At 44.5% G+C, this 17,259-nt stretch carries 10 protein-coding genes; 3 read left to right on the top strand and 7 right to left on the bottom strand.

All coding sequences use genetic code 11. The features are described from left to right. Positions 1-24 precede the first annotated feature (24 nt). On the top strand, positions 25-828 hold the full coding sequence (amrB, locus tag H7844_02040) for an AmmeMemoRadiSam system protein B (GenBank protein MEO5356062.1): 804 nt from the start codon (positions 25-27) through the stop codon (positions 826-828). On the opposite strand, the gene rsmG is transcribed toward amrB, so the two are convergent. The 4 genes from rsmG to H7844_02020 are packed head-to-tail and all read right to left on the bottom strand — an operon-like array spanning position 821 to position 4,361. Beyond that, positions 821-1,504 (bottom strand): 16S rRNA (guanine(527)-N(7))-methyltransferase RsmG, encoded by a 684-nt coding sequence (rsmG, locus tag H7844_02035; protein ID MEO5356061.1) that lies wholly within the window; start codon positions 1,502-1,504, stop codon positions 821-823. The genes amrB and rsmG overlap by 8 nt on opposite strands. Beyond that, positions 1,488-3,362: a tRNA uridine-5-carboxymethylaminomethyl(34) synthesis enzyme MnmG gene (gene mnmG / locus H7844_02030; protein MEO5356060.1), complete on the bottom strand. Its 1,875-nt coding sequence runs from the start codon at positions 3,360-3,362 to the stop codon at positions 1,488-1,490. The genes rsmG and mnmG overlap by 17 nt, the downstream gene beginning before the upstream one ends. Further along, positions 3,359-3,814 (bottom strand): ClpXP protease specificity-enhancing factor SspB, encoded by a 456-nt coding sequence (locus H7844_02025; GenBank protein ID MEO5356059.1) that lies wholly within the window; start codon positions 3,812-3,814, stop codon positions 3,359-3,361. The genes mnmG and H7844_02025 overlap by 4 nt, the downstream gene beginning before the upstream one ends. 1 nt (position 3,815) lies before the next feature. Beyond that, complete coding sequence (locus tag H7844_02020; GenBank protein MEO5356058.1) at positions 3,816-4,361, bottom strand: hydrolase; 546 nt, start codon at positions 4,359-4,361, stop codon at positions 3,816-3,818. Positions 4,362-4,755: 394 nt separating this feature from the next. Here H7844_02020 and H7844_02015 point away from each other — a divergent pair, with 394 nt between their 5' ends. Beyond that, entirely contained in the window at positions 4,756-7,326 is a 2,571-nt protein-coding gene (locus H7844_02015) for a response regulator (GenBank protein MEO5356057.1), read from the top strand. 37 nt (positions 7,327-7,363) lie between these two features. On the opposite strand, the gene H7844_02010 is transcribed toward H7844_02015, so the two are convergent. The 3 genes from H7844_02010 to H7844_02000 form a co-directional block, all read right to left on the bottom strand. Further along, complete coding sequence (locus tag H7844_02010; protein ID MEO5356056.1) at positions 7,364-7,768, bottom strand: response regulator; 405 nt, start codon at positions 7,766-7,768, stop codon at positions 7,364-7,366. A 213-nt stretch (positions 7,769-7,981) separates the two neighbouring features. Then, positions 7,982-13,690, bottom strand: a complete 5,709-nt coding sequence (locus H7844_02005; protein MEO5356055.1) for an MG2 domain-containing protein — start codon at positions 13,688-13,690, stop codon at positions 7,982-7,984. 188 nt (positions 13,691-13,878) lie between these two features. Further along, on the bottom strand, positions 13,879-15,363 hold the full coding sequence (locus tag H7844_02000) for a DegQ family serine endoprotease (protein MEO5356054.1): 1,485 nt from the start codon (positions 15,361-15,363) through the stop codon (positions 13,879-13,881). A 340-nt stretch (positions 15,364-15,703) separates the two neighbouring features. Here H7844_02000 and H7844_01995 point away from each other — a divergent pair, with 340 nt between their 5' ends. Further along, positions 15,704-17,239, top strand: a complete 1,536-nt coding sequence (locus H7844_01995; protein MEO5356053.1) for a PEGA domain-containing protein — start codon at positions 15,704-15,706, stop codon at positions 17,237-17,239. Positions 17,240-17,259 lie beyond the last annotated feature (20 nt).

Here is a 17,259-nt window from a genome sequence, read left to right as displayed (position 1 = left end):
CTTTAATAAAGATGGAGGTGTGCTATGAAAAGGCTGCCTGTTGTTGCCGGACAGTTTTATAAGGGAAGGGCTGCTGCTTTAGAAGAAGAGGTCGGAAGTTTAACCACTGAGTGTAAAGAAAAAATAAAAGCCATTGGAATAATAAGCCCTCATGCCGGCTTCATGTACTCAGGTTCTGTTGCAGGGGTTGTTTACTCTAAAATAGAATTCCCGGATACTTTTCTGCTCCTGGGACCAAATCACAGCGGGTTAGGCCAAAAGGTTTCCGTTATGAAAGAAGGCACGTGGGAAATCCCTACAAACTCATTTGAAACAGACACAGCGTTGGCGGATGCAATCTTAAAAAGCTCTCCGGTTTTTAACGATGATATTATAGCACACCGCTTCGAGCACTCCCTTGAGGTACAATTACCATTTATTGCTCATTTTTCAAAGACTGTAAAAGTTGTTCCTGTATGTATGATGTATATTTCCGTTGATAAATGCAAAGAGGCAGGGGCGGCGCTGGCTAAAGTGATACAAGAGTCCGGCAAAAACGTTATCATTGTGGCAAGCTCCGATATGAGCCACTATTTACCTGATTCCATTACAAGAGAAAAAGACAAGTTAGCTTTAGACAAAATTCTTGCCCTTGACCCGGAGGGACTCTATGATGTTGTAAAGAAAGAGGAAATAACCATGTGCGGGGTAACACCTGCAACAGTTATGATGTATGCGGCACTGGCTATGGGAGCTGTAGGCGCTGAAATCGTCAAGTATGCCACATCTGGTGAGTCCAGCGGCGACTATGACAGAGTCGTAGGGTATGTCGGCGTTGTAATCAGATAGAAGGGATGACGAATGAATGCAACTTGGTACTTTGGTGCTGTCCTTTTACTGTTATAATAAATCGCTCAATATCAGTATGAGGGATTTTGCACTGTACTATGTCAATCTTATAATCATCGGTATTTTGAGGGATTTCACTTTCATAGCCGGCGGCTTTACCGATTACAAGTGTGCCGTCTGTGTTTAGAAGCGGCAAGGCAAGTTTTATAAAATCTGAGAAACTAAAGAGAGCCCTCACTGTGATACAGTCCTGCGGAGGGAGTTTAACGTCTTGCAGCCTGCTTTCAATTACGTCTGTGCCGGAAAGTCTCAAAAGGTGTATCATATGTCTCAGGAATACGGCACGTTTTTTCCTTGGCTCTAAGAGAGTGGCCGTAAGGCCTGGGTGTACTATTTTTATTGGGATGCCGGGAAACCCTGCTCCACTTCCAACATCAAGGATGGTTTTTGCACCGGCTGGAACTCCTCTGAGGTATAACAGTGAATCAAGAAAATGTGTGGTGACAATACCGGCATCATCTTTAACAGCAGTAAGGTTGTGAATGCCCGACCACTTTTTAAGCTCATGCAGATACGTCAGAAACGAATTAATAATCCTGTCTGAGGGCTCTATGGACAGGGCGGCTAAGCCACCGGCTAAAATCTCTTCAGGGTTGGGTTTATTTTCTTTTTTCAAGGTATGCTAAAATCATTGAAATTGCGGAGGGGGTCACACCTGGAATCCTCTGTGCCTGCCCGACAGTCTCCGGCCTTATCTCAGTAAGTTTCATAAGTGACTCAGTTGAAAGGCCGCCGATTTCCCCATAATTAAAATCATCGGTGATACGTTTGTACTGAAGCCGCTGCATCTTATCAACAAGCATCTGCTGTTGCTTTATGTATCCCTCATATTTTATCTCCGCCTCCACAAGCAGTTTCAGATCAAGGGAAAGCTCAATTTCAGGCGGACTAATGCTCTCAAGAAATGTGTAATCTATGCCCGGCCTCTTCAGTAACTGCTCAAGCGTTGCCGGTTCATTAAGCTGGGACAGTTGCCTTTCCAGAAGCTTGCCGTTTATCATGGAAGGCTTAATACGAGTGCTTTTAAACCTCAGTACCTCGGCATTGAATGAAGCCAGTTTTTTTTGGTAGCGCCCGTACATGGTCTCATCAATTAGCCCTGAGGCAAAACCCTTGTCTTTTAAGCGCAGCTCGGCGTTGTCATTTCTAAGCAGCAACCTGTACTCAGCCCGTGAGGTAAACATCCGGTAGGGTTCGGTAATGCCAAGGGTTACAAGGTCATCAATCATAACCCCAATGTAGGCCTCATGGCGCATAAGTTCCATAGGCGGTTTACCTTTTATTTTCAGGGCGGCATTTATACCTGCGACAAGACCCTGAGCGGCAGCCTCCTCGTACCCTGAGGTGCCGTTTATTTGGCCGGCAAGGTAGAGCCCCCCGATATCTTTAACCTCCAGTGTATGCCTTAAACATGCCGGATACACAAAGTCATACTCCACGGCATACCCCGGGCGCATCAGCTCCGCCCCCTCAAGCCCCTCAATGCTGTGCACCAGCTCGGTTTGCACATCCAGGGGGAGGCTTGTTGAAATCCCGTTGGCATAGTACTCAGAGGTCTTAAGCCCATCGGGCTCCAAAAACACCTGATGCCGCTCTCTTTGTGAAAATCTCACAACTTTATCCTCTATGGAGGGACAATAACGAGGGCCGGCGCCGCTGATCTTACCACTATACAGAGGTGAGCGGTCAAGTGAATCCCGTATTATTTCATGGGTTTTTTCATTTGTGTAGGTGATGTAACAGGGCAGTTGAGTGTTTAGGATTTCCTCCGTGGAAAAGGAAAACGGCACAGGGGGAGTATCGCCCCACTGAGCCTCCATTTTATCAAAATTTATTGTTTTGGCGTCTAATCTGGGAGGCGTTCCGGTTTTAAGCCTGCCGATTTTCAACCCCAGAGCGCTTAACGACTCAGAAAGCCCCGATGATGGAAACTCCCAGGCTCTTCCCGCTGAAAAACTCCTCAATCCGATATGAATAAGACCGTTTAAAAACGTGCCGGTCGTTACAATTACAGCCTTACTCAGGTACTGAGTGCCAAGGGCTGTCACCACTCCGGTTACACGGTTTTTAGTGTTGTCACTGATGAGTTCCGTAACGGCGATTTGTTTGATATCGAGATTTTCCGCCTCCTCAAGTACCCGTTTTATGAATACCCTGTAAAGTACCCTATCGGCCTGTGCCCGTAAGGACCAGACAGCGGGCCCTTTGGAGCGGTTAAGCAGACGGAACTGAATACCTGAAAAATCGGCAGCCTTTGCCATTATACCGCCTATAGCGTCTATTTCTCTGACAATATGGCCTTTGGCAAGGCCTCCAATTGCGGGATTACAAGAGAGCTGCCCTATGGTGTCAAGACTCATAGTAAAAAGACAGGTACTAAGCCCCATCTTTGCAGCAGCAAGGGCAGCCTCAGTGCCGGCATGGCCGCCCCCGACAACTATTACATCGTAAGACTTAAGGTGCGGCACGTTTATTTTTTCTTTTTCTTTGTGAAATCCACCCTAAGCACATTATCGTAAGAGCTCTGCTGCCCGGCTGTCGTCTCATCCTTGCCTGTACCGTTTTCCACTGGGCTGTTTATATCTTCCCTTTGGTACATGGAAACAAACTGAACCTGGATTTCAGGGGAGTATATGGCCAGGATGTGCTCTGACGGAATTGAGCAGGTCTCGGGTTTGCCGTCAAACTGCAACACCGCCTCTATCAAGCCGTTTGCTCCCCATGTAAAGTCCATTCTCTGATTAAATACCAACACCAATCCGTTGTGCTTCTCGGTATCTAAAAAACCCCGCTGCCCGATTACAACATCAGGTGCATGCCGCACTATTACAAACACACGCCCCACGATATTTAAAATATCATAAAATATCCGGCTTTTCAGCCCATCCACGTCTTTTGAGAAATCCACTACCGTCCCATTGCTCATGCTATTTTATCCTCTTTGATATGGCTTTAAAGTTGTCGGTTGCCGCCTGTTTTAATATCTGAAAAATCGCCGTCTCGGCAGTTGTTATCACAGCCCCGGCGTCGTGCATAAAACTCAGGCCTGTTTCCTTATTATAACTCTTCCTGGATGAGACACAATCACTTACAACATGAACTACATAACCCTTGTTTAATAAATCCAGAGCAGTCTGCAGGACGCAGATGTGGGTCTCTATCCCACAGAGCAACACCTTAGGCCTCTTTTGAAGTTTTTCATAGAAATTGTCTATACCACAGGCGCTGAAAGTTATTTTTTCATAAATCTCTGTCCCTTCCAGCGCATCCTTAAGTTTCTTCACAGTATGCCCAATGCCCTTAGGGTACTGTTCGGTTACTATTATCGGCATATTATGAAGCCGTGCCGTCTCAATAAGATGGCCGGTATTAATTATAACGTCCTCCCTGCCCTCTGTAACCGCAGCTAACTTTTCCTGAATATCTACAATCAGTAAAGCAGTGTCGTCTGAGTTTAGCGTAAATATATTCATCGTATGCTAATTTACACAATTACCGGTTATTTACTCAAGATAAATTTTTTCAAAATGTACAACATAAATTCCTATCCTTTCCATATGTACAAAGTTTATTATACCACATTACAGCAGCTTTTTTTATACTTTATATAGCACCCGAAATCCGATATAAATGTTGAAATAATCGGATTTCGGCAGCATTTATCTGAAATAATACCAAGTAGCAGTCAAAAGAGTAACGAGGCGGCAAGGAGAAAGCGACACCTCCCCTTAACAGGGGATTTCCCCTTTAGGGGAGACGTCAAGGAGCTTTCGACGAAGCCAACAAAGTTAATCGAATGAATGCAACTTGGTATAAGTTTCGTGCAAATTCAACAGTATTTCAGATATAATATAAACACTGATGACTATGATGAAATCCACGGATAAGAACACCGATGAACTCATAGAGAGACTAAGTAAAGCTCACGAGGAATTAAAACAAGAGAAAGCATTGCGGCAGTATGCCGACAAATCACTTGAAATCTATCAGAAAAAGCTGCAATCGGTATTGGACACCGCCGGTGATGCGATTATAACAATAGACGGCAACCATGAGATAATCTATTGGAACAGAGCGGCGGAGTATATATTCGGTTATTCTGCACAAGAGGCAGTGAGTAATGATATTACAATAATAATTCCTGAGAAGTTCAGGCAAAAGCACAAAGAAGGAGTAAAGAGAGTATCGCAGACAGGGAAATCAAACCTGATAGGAAAGACCTTTGAGCTGGAAGCGCTAAAGAAAGACGGCAAGGAATTTCCGGTAGAAATATCTCTTGCCCTGTGGCAGGCAAAGGGCGATAGTTTTTATACAGGCATTATAAGAGACATAAGCAGACGTAAGCAAACTGAAGCAGAGCTGCACAAGGCTAAAGAGTCAGCCGAGGCTGCAAACAAAGCAAAAAGTGTATTTTTAGCTAACATGAGCCATGAGCTTCGCACCCCCTTAAACGGTATAATAGGGATGACTAACCTTGCACTGGATACTCTTGTTGATACGCAGCAGAGAGAGTATCTCACTATTGTTAAAAACTCGGCAGCTCACCTCCTTGATCTCTTAAACGGTATCCTGGATTTTTCTAAAATAGAAGCCGGTAAAATGGAGATAAAGGAAGCGGACTTTAATTTGATTAGTACAATAAAAACCACAACAGAGCCCTTAATTATTACGGCTGCAAACAAGGGGGTTATGTTTAGCACTGAAATCTCGCCAAATGTACCGGCAGCATTAAGAGGAGACTCAGGCCTGTTGAAACAGGTGTTGGTTAATCTTATCGGCAACGCAATAAAATTTACGGAGAAGGGTAAAATAGAGTTAAAGGCTGACATGGCACACCATATTACAAAAACAGAACCGCCGTTTGTGAACCAGCCGTATTTGTTACATTTTTCAGTCTCTGATACAGGGATAGGTATTCCAGGAGAAAAGCTGGGCATAATTTTTGACAGTTTTACCATGCTTGAGGAGTTTGCAACCAAAAAATATGAGGGCACGGGGCTTGGGCTTGCAATAGTGAAAAAAATAGTGGCAATGCTTGGTGGTGAGGTTTGGGTGGAAAGCAAACCAGGCAAGGGCAGCACTTTTCATTTCACTGCCGGGTTTTCAGCATCATCAGGGCCTGTTCTTTCAGCCTCGTCAACAGAAAAGATTGATGTAACCGGCAAGCGCATACTATTAGTGGATAGTAATGCCTCCACCTGCAGGAGATTGGCCGATATACTCAGAGGTGAGGGGTTTTACGTTGATACGGCCTCAGGGGGCTATGAGGCCTCCGGTATGCTTACATGGTCAACTGTACAATATAATATAGTTATTGTAGATTTCCAACTGACAGACATGGACGGATTTGCTTTTTCAAGAAATATGAAGTCTATGGAGAGGCTATCACAGGTAAAAGTGATTATGCTCATCTCATCAGGTTTAAATGTAGATGAGGCACAGTGCCGTGAGCTTGGCATTTCAGGGTTTTTAGTCAAACCGATTTACAAGTCTGATTTAATGGAAGTACTTTCTATACTGACTGAGAATTGGGATAACCCCATAGCGTTGCTTTTGAACCGCCACAGAGTGCTTGAGTCAAGAAGGGCACTTAGAGTTTTAATCGCTGATGATGATGTGGTAAATCAAACACTTACAGTGAAGTTGCTGCAGAGGCGGGGGATTTTCCCTGATGTGGCAGGAACCGGACGGGAGGCTATAGATAAGCTCTCTGAGAACTACTTCGATCTCATCATCATGGACGTACAGATGCCCGTTATGGACGGCTTAGAGGCAACACGGCACATAAGGGGTGCAAAAGAGTGTGAGATAAATAAAGATGTCCCGGTAATTATCATGACAGCCCATGCGCTAAAAGGAGATAGAGAGCATTGTCTTGAGGCGGGAGCTTCTGATTATATTTCAAAACCGGTGGATGCCGATGAGTTGTATAACATGATTGACAAGCATACAGCTTCAAGGCATGTAGCTGCTGAAACACCATTTATTAGGCAGCACTCCGGCACTGATTATCTTTCCAGGTCACAGCCCGCCGTTTTACATCAACCGGCTCAGAGAACCTCCGGCATGTCACTAAATGTAAAAAAGGTACTACAGAGAGTTCAAAATGATGAGAGGGTTCTCAGAGACATGTGGCAAGCCTTCACAGAGGATGCACCGGGGCGGATAGCTTTACTTAAATCGTTGTTTGAAGCCCGCAATTTGGAAGGATTAAAGAGTCACATACATTTGATTATTGGAATGTCTGCAAATGTGGGAGCTACAGGGCTCAGAAGTGAGGCTTTTAGAATGGAGCTTGCGCTTAAGGAATTAAAGGGTAGTTTTCAGAATGAAGAGGCAAAAATACTAAATTTTATAGAAAATATACAATTTGAATCAGAGAAAGTTATAAAAGAAATCACAACGCTGCTTTTAAAACCACAAGGTGAAATCCGCTGATGTGTCCTCTTGCATCCTCAGGCTCTGATGCCCCTTATCATCTCGATAAACCGTATTTTTCAAGTATTTCAGTAAGTTTTTGTAAATCAACAGGTTTTGTAGTATAATCGTTACACCTGTTTACCCCCTTGTAGAAAGCGTCAATTAAGTCTGAAGGGGCATCAAGGGTTGTAGTCATAATGATTTTGACCTCTTTGTCCGGTGTAATCCCCATCGCCTTTTCTTTGCTGCGAATGTGTGCTAAAGCGCTGATTCCATCCATCTCCGGCATCATAATATCAAGACAAATGAGGCCATAGGGATATCCGGCTTCAATGGCACTTAGAAAAGCAGCAATAGCTTCGGAGCCGTTTATAGTAACGTCAACATCCCCGTAGTTTTCCAGAAAGCTCTGCAGCATTGTACGGCTTGAATAGTCATCATCAGCTATCAGTATTTTCATAAAACAGACCTCCTGTTTTTATGCCGGCAAACCTATACCGAAACGACATCATAGTCATATAACCCACCATATATTTTATTATATCATAGTGAGCGAAAAAGAGGATACAGTTCAATAAAGGGGTCAAGGGGGCCTCGCTCCCTTGCGGATGGGGTTTAAGGGGAAGGCGGCGCCTTCCCATTCTCTCTCTTCCCTTCTTTTTCTCTCCTTCTCCTATTTACCTATCTCTAACTGCTTATTTGGAATTTCACCGAACATTTCGGGGGCATAGAGGGCTTCTACACGGCTCTCGGGCAGTATGAATGTTCCCTCGTTATTAAACCTGACGTTGTATGAGACGCTGAATTTCCCTTTTGGAACATACTGGTAGTAAGCTCTTAGGCCTTCAAATGAGTTTTCCCTGTAAACCTCTACGGCATATCCCATCGGAGTAGTTCCCTTACCGGAGGAGGTGGAAAGTATGGAGGAATCTCTTTTGAGGCCGGTGCCTAATATTGATGAGCCTGCGGGGATTGGGTCAGAGACAACCACCCAAGTCATATCACTTTGGGCATCTATCTCAAGTGTTACACTTGCAACATCACCCTTTGACCATTTGCTGCTGGTTTTTTGTTCAATCGCCTCTACAGTTTTCTTTATTTTGTATCCGGTTGAAACCGGCTCTTTAAGCGCTATAGCTGCAAGTGATGAAACAGTTACCCACGGTGCACCATCGCCGCTGTGAAGGACTTCTACTTTGCTTCCCTGCGCGGCAGGCCATTCAAAAGACATTGTGCCGCCTTTAGCGGATTTATTGAAGTCAATTTTTTTGCTCTTATCAGCTAAGGATGCAGACGTTGTTCCGGTTACCTTTAAGTTGTCAAATTTCTCTGAAAATCTGTCCATTGCCACAACTCCCCATGCATTGGCAACAGTGGTGCTCCAGTATCCTCGTTTCAGAGCCTGAATTGTACCGTTAGTTAGACGAGGGATGTCCTCCTTCCAGTCATCAAATGGAAGCACCGTAAGCAGGGTTTTAACCGTGTTTGTATCCGGTGAGGACATCAGCCAAAAGAGGTTTTGGTTGACATCCTTTGAAAGCAGCATGACTGTGCCCTGAATGTTCATTCTTGAACGCAGGATGGTTTTTGCCTCTTTAAGGAGTTTATCATGATTGGCAATACTTTGCTCCCTGCGCAGGATGTTTATCCAGTCAAGCAGGGCGGAAATCGGCCACAGGTTGGGCTCTATGGTTATCGGCTTAAGATGTTCGGGTTTAGCCATTGAGTAGCGGGAGAGAGCCTCAATTGCCGCAATCTTTCTTATTGATAAGTCAGCCGCCGGCAGCGCCGAAGTTCGTGTAACCTTTCCCTCAACAAAATTGATTAGTGCGCTAAGCATCTGCAATACAGCAGGCTCAGGGACCTTATATCCTCCCTCGTTAAGTATAGACAGTATGTATGAGGTCAGCACATCGCTGCCCTCAAGCATCGTTGGAAAGAACTTAGCGAAACCGTTAACGTCAAGATATGACGGGAGTGTGTCCATTATTTTGTTTAATTCTTTTTTGTCCCTTAGTGCTACAGCTTTAGATATCCTCTGTTCAAGGCATGTGTAGGGATATGTGTTCATGTAGCTTACAACCCCATCCAGCCCGTTTGACAGCTGCCCGGTGACTTTCACATTTATCCCGCCTTTATCTGAGACGGCATCCTTTGGTTTTTCAACCTCAAGCGTGTATTTCTTATCTTTAAGCTGAGTAAGAACGGCCTGAAATGTTCTCACCTTTACGGCCTCAAGCACTTTGGATGATTTTTTGAGTTTATCCACAGCCTCACCGCCAACTTCTTTGGCTTCAATCTCATAATCAATTTTTTTAACACCATAGGGAACCGTGATTTCCCATGCAGTCTCCTTTGCCTCACCCGGTGTTAACTTTTTTGTTATTTTACTAAGCGGAGTCCTCTCCCCTTTTCCATCCATCGTCAGGCTTAGTGCAACCTCCGTATCCATGTTGCGCTCTGAGCCGTTTCTTATGGTAAAGCCGGCCATGAATTTATCCCCTTCACGCACAATGGCAGGTGTACCGGCAAACAATATTAAATCCTGAGAGGATTTTATTGAGGTCTCACCCGTTCCAAACAGGTTTGCCCCTGACGTTGCCACCGCTACTATTTTAAATGAGGTAAGGGAATCGTTTAACGGAATTTCCACCGCAGCCTCTCCATTAGAGTCAACCTTAACAGTACCCTTCCAAAGCAGTAGTGTGTCAAAAAGCTCTCTGGTAATTTGTTTTCCACCACCGCCGCCATGCGGAAGCGCTTTCTTTCCGAAATGACGCTTACCGATTACCATCATCTGGGCGGTTGAGGTCAACACCTCATAGGGGCGCTCGCCCATCATAGCCTTTAATAAATTCCAACTGGTATTAGGGTAAAGCTCCAGCAGTCCCTCATCCACAGCCGCCACCGCTACCTCGGAACCGGCAGGTACGGTTTTTCCATCTGCTGTTGCCACCTTGATTTTAACATTTGCTTTGGTGCGGATTTTATAAGTCTGCCGGTCTGCTTTAACCTCCACGTTTAACGTGTTTGGTTTCCAGCCAACCCGGATTTTACTGAGGCCGAACTTATAGGCCGGTTTTCCGGGATCAAACAGAAACCCTGGCTTTTCGTCCCCTATGCGTCCCCGTACGGCAAAGACCGAAACATAAACATTCGGTGTATAGTTGCTCTTTACCGGAAGCTCAAACACAGGCTCCTTACCGCTTACTTTCTTTACAAAATATTCGATAACACCCTCACGCTCAACTGAGACCAGTACCGTGGCTTCCCTGAAAGGCATTCTAACCTGAAAGCGGGCAGTCTCACCGGCCTCGTACTTTCTCCTCTCAGGGATAACATCTATCCTGTCGCTGTTGCCTGTGCCGGAGAGCCACCAGTCTGTGCCGTCTGAGACCCAAACCTCAGCGTTTGAAAATGACTTGTTACCGGAGTCGTCCGTTGTCACAGCCTCTATTATAAGATTACCACCAACTGGAGCAACAGCCTCACAGAGCAAAAGCCCCATGTTGTTGGTTTTGCCCTCACAGGCCGTACCGGCTTTCTTTATTTCAGTCACATGGCTATAGCCATAAAACCCGCCGGTTATACGCCGCCTGTGGCTGTAGGTTTTTCTCTGAAAAAGATTGGATTTGACTGAGGCATTGGCTACAGGCTTACCCTGTGGATCCACTACCACAACCTGAAATCTGACCGTGTCTTTGACCATCGCCCAACTCTGAGTCTTTATTCCTGCTAAGTACCGGGAAGGATACACGTTGGTATGCGTGGAGACGGTCTGAACCTCACCGTTAGGATCGTTATACTGTAACTCCGCTGTAAGCATTGCCGGAGCTGTAATTTCAGGGATTTTATCAAAAACCGCCCTGCCTCCCCCTCCACCGTCAAGATTAAAACTCAAGGTCTCAAGTTTAAATGGTTTATCATTTGATATGCTCTCTCTGTGCATATCATCATCAGAGTTCCACTCATCACCCTCAGTTGCCACAATCCCCTCTTTCATCTCAGCGCCTGTGAAAATAAAATCCTCAAACTCAGGGAAATGCAGCAGATAAGCGCTGATCTCGGCTCTTACCTTTACCGGCAGCTTTGAAGCTCCACCACCGGAAAGATACGCAGCAGAGATGTTAAAAGCTACATCCTTTGGTTTTATAAGCGGAGCCCGGGGAGCAGTCAACTGCCCTCTCATAAGCGGCACCCGGAACTCCTCAACTTTAAACGAGCCGGTGGGGAACTCTGTTCCTTTCCCTGTACTTTTAGACAGAAGGGATTCATAATTTCCCAATTTTGCATCTTTTGGGATTTTCCACATACCCTCGGCATGGCCGCCTGGGTTCCACTTTAATGAGATGTTGTAACGTTGCTCGCTTCCACGATGAGTTATAGTCATCTGATTGGGAAGTTCCTCAGGTTTTACAAATCCAAACCCCTGACCGGTTCTCTCCCTGGCAACGTGTTTGAAGTGCACTGTCTCGCCTGCCCGGAAAAGTGTCCGGTCAAAAACCGTGTGAATAGTCATCTTATCCGGTGAAGAATAATCATCTGAATGTAGATTGAATCTCCACGGCTCTATGCCGTTGTCCCAACTGGAATGGATAAAGGTTACATCATTGTCTTTCCTTGCAAAAACAAACAGTCCGCCTCCAATGCTGTTTAGTGAATTGGGATTTTCAGTGTAATTTGATTTAAGGTTATTGTAGGGAAGATTTTTAGATGAAATCTCTTTATTAATTTTAGCAACTCCGCTTCCGTCTGTTTTACCCTGCCACAGGATTTTACCATTACAGTCTCTTAGGGTGACATCGGCGTCTTTAACCGGTTCAGCCGTATCGAGCGTTGTAACCCAGACAACGGATGATTCCCGTCCCCATTTAAAATGTGCCGCTAAATTAGTTACCAGCGCTCCGGCCTGCACATACATGGTTTTTTTATTTTCTAACAGGTGTAGGCCTAAGATATTACTCTGAAGCTCTATTATATGAAATCCGGGTGTTTTAAGAGGAATCCCTACAACTTCAAAATCTTTACCGGCTCCTGGAAGCGGAATTGACAGGTTTTCAGTTTCCTCTTTGCCTGTAAGTATAGGTTTTTCCCTTTCAGCCGCCGATAGAATCCTCAGCCACTTGATTATGGCCTCATCGTCACCTCTGGCAACATTGTGAATCTTACCTTTAACTCCCCCTGCTGCTGAGGCACCCTTAGTAGCGTGGGACATTTTAAGCAGACTTTCCACATTTCTGACAGTTATGGGAAGCGCAGGTGTTGCGTTTAACTCGACAATGCCAAAACGTGAGGCAAATTTCGCTAGTGGCGGGTACTCATCGGTAGATACTTTAAGCGGGAATTTATTAAGATTTGAAAGTACCCTGCCGGAGTCGTCTTTTATATTTGCAGGCAGATTAATTGTAAAGCCTGACTTTTCTGGAAACGGTCCTTCAAAATATGCGTAAGTCACACCTGTATCGTTGTTGTGCTCACCTTTGTCTTTGAGTTTCCATGTTTTACCATTGTCTGCTTTTAGAGTAATCTCTTTGGCCACACTCCACGGTATTGGGGCAGATGATAGTATTTTCATGTTTGTCAGGGGAATACATTGTTTTTCGGGGCGTTCTCTTTGGCACTCAAAAGTGATGGTAAACGGTGGGCGGGTTTTATAGGTAATGACCTGATCTGTAGTTGTGGCCACACCGCTTTTAGATTTTACCCCGGCACCCCACACTATTTTGACCTCTTTGTCAGGAGGCAGTGCCCGTTTGCACTGAAAAATCAGCTTCGGAGTTTTTCTGTCCTCTACCCACATGCTTTTTATAATTTCTTTTTTCTTTTTATCATCTACCGGCATCACACCGATTTTCTCACCTATCCCGCTGACAGAACAATAAACGTGTTCCAAAACCGATTTTTCATCCACTGTGGAATCAAGTAAAAACAGAAATGCTTGTTCCTCTTCTATCAAAGACCCTTCATAGGGGTCAGGCCGCACAACGGCTGGTCCGCCTGTAGAGAAACTAAACTCATTTTTGCCGTCGACGGTCTTACCGGAAAGGGTTTTAAGTCCGTCTTTTAATTTAAAGTCACACTTAACTCCGGCAGGTAAATCAGCGGCAAAATCGTAAGACCAGTTCTTACCGTCAATCCATCTGCCTGTGGCGTTATCCGTGCAATTGGTATCAAAGGGGTCTTTAAGAAAAGGGTCGCCAAAGGGAACAATCTGCTCGGAAAATCGCACCGCTACCTGTCTTATATTTTTAACAGCGCCCTCCGGTGTAAACACATCTACTTTAGCAAAGTCTTCACTATTGACAACACCTGAAAATATTGAAAAAAACAAAACCACAGCAGTCAACATAAATATTTGTAATTTTCTGCGTCCCACCACCATATACCAATCCCCCAATATACAGATAATATTGTTTTCGAAGTTCTGAGCTTTTATTTTATGCGTTTATGCTAATTAATGCAACTTGGTATATGTCACACATCTGAAAAATTGATCCGCACAGAGTTAAAATAAAGGCGGGGTGCATGCTATTGAACACCCCGCCGGTTACCTCAGCCTGTTACCATCTGTTAGTTCTTATTTGAAATCGTTACATATATAAAGGCGCCGTTGCGGTTTATCAGCAGAAGCAAGTCATCATCCTTTTTAATGGCGCTCAATATCTGTTCATAGTCCTTTATACTGTTTATACGTTTCTTGTTTATCTCCTGAATTACATCACCTTGCTTGAGAATTGAGGCGGCAGGGCTTTCATCGGAAACATTAGTAACAATAACACCGGTAACTTTTGCCGGCATATTGAATCTGTCCTTTATGGATTGGGTTAGGTCCTGAACACTAACGCCTTTTAATCTGCTCTGTTGTGATTGCCCTGACGGGGTTGAAAGTGCGGGCTGTTTTTCATCCGGTAACTCACCTACCACCACCTTTACGTTAATCTCCTTACCGTCACGAACTATTATCATTGAAACAGCAGAACCGGGTTGGGTACCAGCCACAGCATTTCTCAGAGCTCTTGTTGACTCAGCCTCTTTACCCTCAAAGGAAATAATAACATCCCCTCGCTTAAGTCCCGCCTTATCAGCCGGGCCTCCGTCCATAACATCTGCAATTAGAACCCCCTTTTGCACTTTCGTACCAAAAGACCTGGCCAGCTCCGGCGTCAGAGGTTGAATATTTACTCCCAGCCAGCCGCGTGTCACCTTACCAACTTTCATCAGGCTTTCCATAACAGTTTTGACCATGTTTGAGGGAATGGCAAAACCAATTCCCTGATAACCGCCGCTTGTTGAAAATATTGCCGTATTAACTCCCACAAGTTCGGCACGGCTGTTAACCAAAGCACCGCCTGAGTTGCCGGGATTTATTGCGGCGTCTATCTGGATAAAATCCTCATAGTCGGCTATACCGACATCTGATCTGCCCACGGCGCTGACTATCCCCATTGTGACTGTCTGGCTTAAACCATAAGGGTTGCCTATTGCCACCACTATCTCACCGACACGCAGCCTATCTGAGTCAGCCATCTTAAGCACCGGCAAATCTGTAGCATCTATTTTAATAACAGCAAGGTCAGTTTTAGGGTCAGAGCCTATCACCTTACCCTTGTACTCTTTCTTGTCAGAGAGCTTTACCATTATCTCATCCACTTCTCTTACCACATGGCTATTGGTTAGAATATAGCCATCCTGACGCACTATTACACCCGAGCCCAGTGCCTTGGATTCAAATTTCTTGTTATGCGGAGCATGAAAAGGGGATTCATCCCCAAAAAACCTCTTAAACATGGGGTCTTCAAAGAAATTTCCAAAAGAGTTCTGCATTGTAACTTTTTTAGTAATGGAGATATTAACAACAGAGGGCTTTGCAGCATCTGAAACCTCAGTAAGGGCGGTGCTGAGCTGCTCAAGAATAGACTTGCTCTGCGGGGATACTTCCTTATATTGAGCGATTGATTGGTTATGGATATTGAGGTTTGACGATAACACTAACCCCGCTACAATTCCGCTTAGTAACAACAAAACCCCAAAAAGGGTTTTTCTTGCAGATGACATCGTTATTCCTCCGTAATTTTTTTAATTTTGGGGTAAACCTCTCAGTCTTCCTCTCTGGAAAAAACTATTCAAGAAAACCCCTCTGAACATTATAATTATCTCAAAACACATCCTTGTGTGTCAACTGATACCAAATTGCATTCATTCGATTAACTTTGTTGGCGTGTGTCAAAAGCTCCTCAACGTCTCCTCTAAAAAAGGGAATCCCCTGTGAGGGGAGGCGTCGCTTGTTCCCAGCCGCCTCGTTACTCTTTTGACTGCTACTTGGTATGAGAGGTAATCTTATTTAAGATAATGGAACCGCTTGAAAAAAAAACATTAATTTGATTATTCTAAGCTGATGGAAATTCTAAACACTTTAGCGATAATTATAATCCTTGGCGGAATACTTGCCATCGTTTATCAGGTATATATATTTATGGAGCATAAGTCAAACCTGACGATAACTTGTGACCACCTGGATGCCGAAGTCTATGTGGATGAGATGCTCTTAGGGGAGCCTCCGGTTGAGACAAAGGTAGCCCCCGGCTCACACAATATTCTAATAAGAAAAACACTGGATGACGGTAGTTACTTCATTTATGAGGGAGTAGTGAATTTAGGGAAAGGAGTTATAAAGAATTTAGATTATAAACTTGAGCATAAGTTCACTGAAAAGTACTACTGGGATAACGCTTTAGCAAACGACGAGGTATCAGCTTATAGGGGTTATATGGAGCGTTTTCCAGAGGGCGCCTTTGTTGAAGAGGCTGAGGCCCGGATAGAGGATATTATATTCTCTAAAACTACCGATTTAAAAGCCTGTGAGGAATATCTACATCTTTATAGTACAGGAAAATATACGATTGAGATAAGAGAAAAAATGGAAGAGATGACCTATGCCTTGTGTGACACAATCAGGGGGTGCAAACTATACATTGATAAATATCCAAAGGGAAAATACACGAATGATCCAAAGATACGGCGGGTAAAGAAACTCATTTTAGCATCACATTATTTATCCACAAAGGTACTTGAGGGGCACAAGGGGCCGGTAAATTGTCTTGCTGTTTCCGAGCAAAGGGTTTTTTCCGGCTCAGACGACAAGTCCATTAAAATGTGGGATGTACCTACCAGTACGCTGATATACAGTTATGAGGGCCACTCAGACGGAGTGTCATCGATAGTGATTTCCGGTAAAACAATGGCTTCTTGCTCAGAGGACAAAAGTATCATTATCTGGAATCTTGAGGAAAACAGTATTCATCGCAGAATAACCGGCCATGACGGCTGGGTTACGTCGGTTGACATCACAGGTGGTTTTGTAGTGTCGGGGTCTGAGGACAAAACAATAAGAATATGGAATATGGAAAGTGGAGCACTTCTGAGGACTATCGAGGCCCATACCGGTACCATATGGAAAGTGGCGGTAGTTGGAGAGAAGATAATTTCCGCTTCAGAGGATAAAACCATAAAGGTATGGAATATAAAAACCGGCGAGTTGATGAAAACATTCGAGGGACATGCCGATAATGTTTGGTCTTTTGAGATAGCCGGTGACAGAATAATTTCTGTTTCATGGGATGATACGATAAGGGCGTGGGATTTAAAAACCGGCACAGCCCTTTATTCGGTAAGAGCGAACTCAGGTAGAATTTATGCTGTTACCGTGCATAACAACAGGGTATTTACAGGCTCATGGGATAGAAAAATACGTGTCTGGGACCTTAAAAGCGGAGACCATCTGAAAACATTGGATGGACATCAGGAGAGCGTTTATGATATTGTCCACATGGGCGAGAAAATAATCTCGGCCTCTTATGACAAAACACTGGTTGTATGGGAGGTTGAATCCGATGAGAAAGAAGAGCCCTCAAGTGACAGTTCATTTGTGTAAGTGTGGTGTTAAGAAAACCT

The organism is Nitrospirae bacterium YQR-1 (genome assembly GCA_039908095.1).
Taxonomy (GTDB): domain Bacteria; phylum Nitrospirota; class Thermodesulfovibrionia; order Thermodesulfovibrionales; family Magnetobacteriaceae; genus Magnetomonas.
Note: the sequence above shows the minus strand (reverse complement) of the source record. Positions and strands in the feature narration are given on the sequence as shown.

Coding starts and splice junctions, on each gene's coding strand:
- amrB (MEO5356062.1), top strand. CDS start 25: ATGAAAAGGCTGCCTGTTGTTGCCGGACAGTTTTATAAGGGAAGGGCT.
- H7844_02025 (MEO5356059.1), bottom strand. CDS start 3,814: ATGAGCAATGGGACGGTAGTGGATTTCTCAAAAGACGTGGATGGGCTG.
- H7844_02020 (MEO5356058.1), bottom strand. CDS start 4,361: ATGAATATATTTACGCTAAACTCAGACGACACTGCTTTACTGATTGTA.
- H7844_02015 (MEO5356057.1), top strand. CDS start 4,756: ATGATGAAATCCACGGATAAGAACACCGATGAACTCATAGAGAGACTA.
- H7844_02010 (MEO5356056.1), bottom strand. CDS start 7,768: ATGAAAATACTGATAGCTGATGATGACTATTCAAGCCGTACAATGCTG.
- H7844_02005 (MEO5356055.1), bottom strand. CDS start 13,690: ATGGTGGTGGGACGCAGAAAATTACAAATATTTATGTTGACTGCTGTG.
- H7844_02000 (MEO5356054.1), bottom strand. CDS start 15,363: ATGTCATCTGCAAGAAAAACCCTTTTTGGGGTTTTGTTGTTACTAAGC.
- H7844_01995 (MEO5356053.1), top strand. CDS start 15,704: ATGGAAATTCTAAACACTTTAGCGATAATTATAATCCTTGGCGGAATA.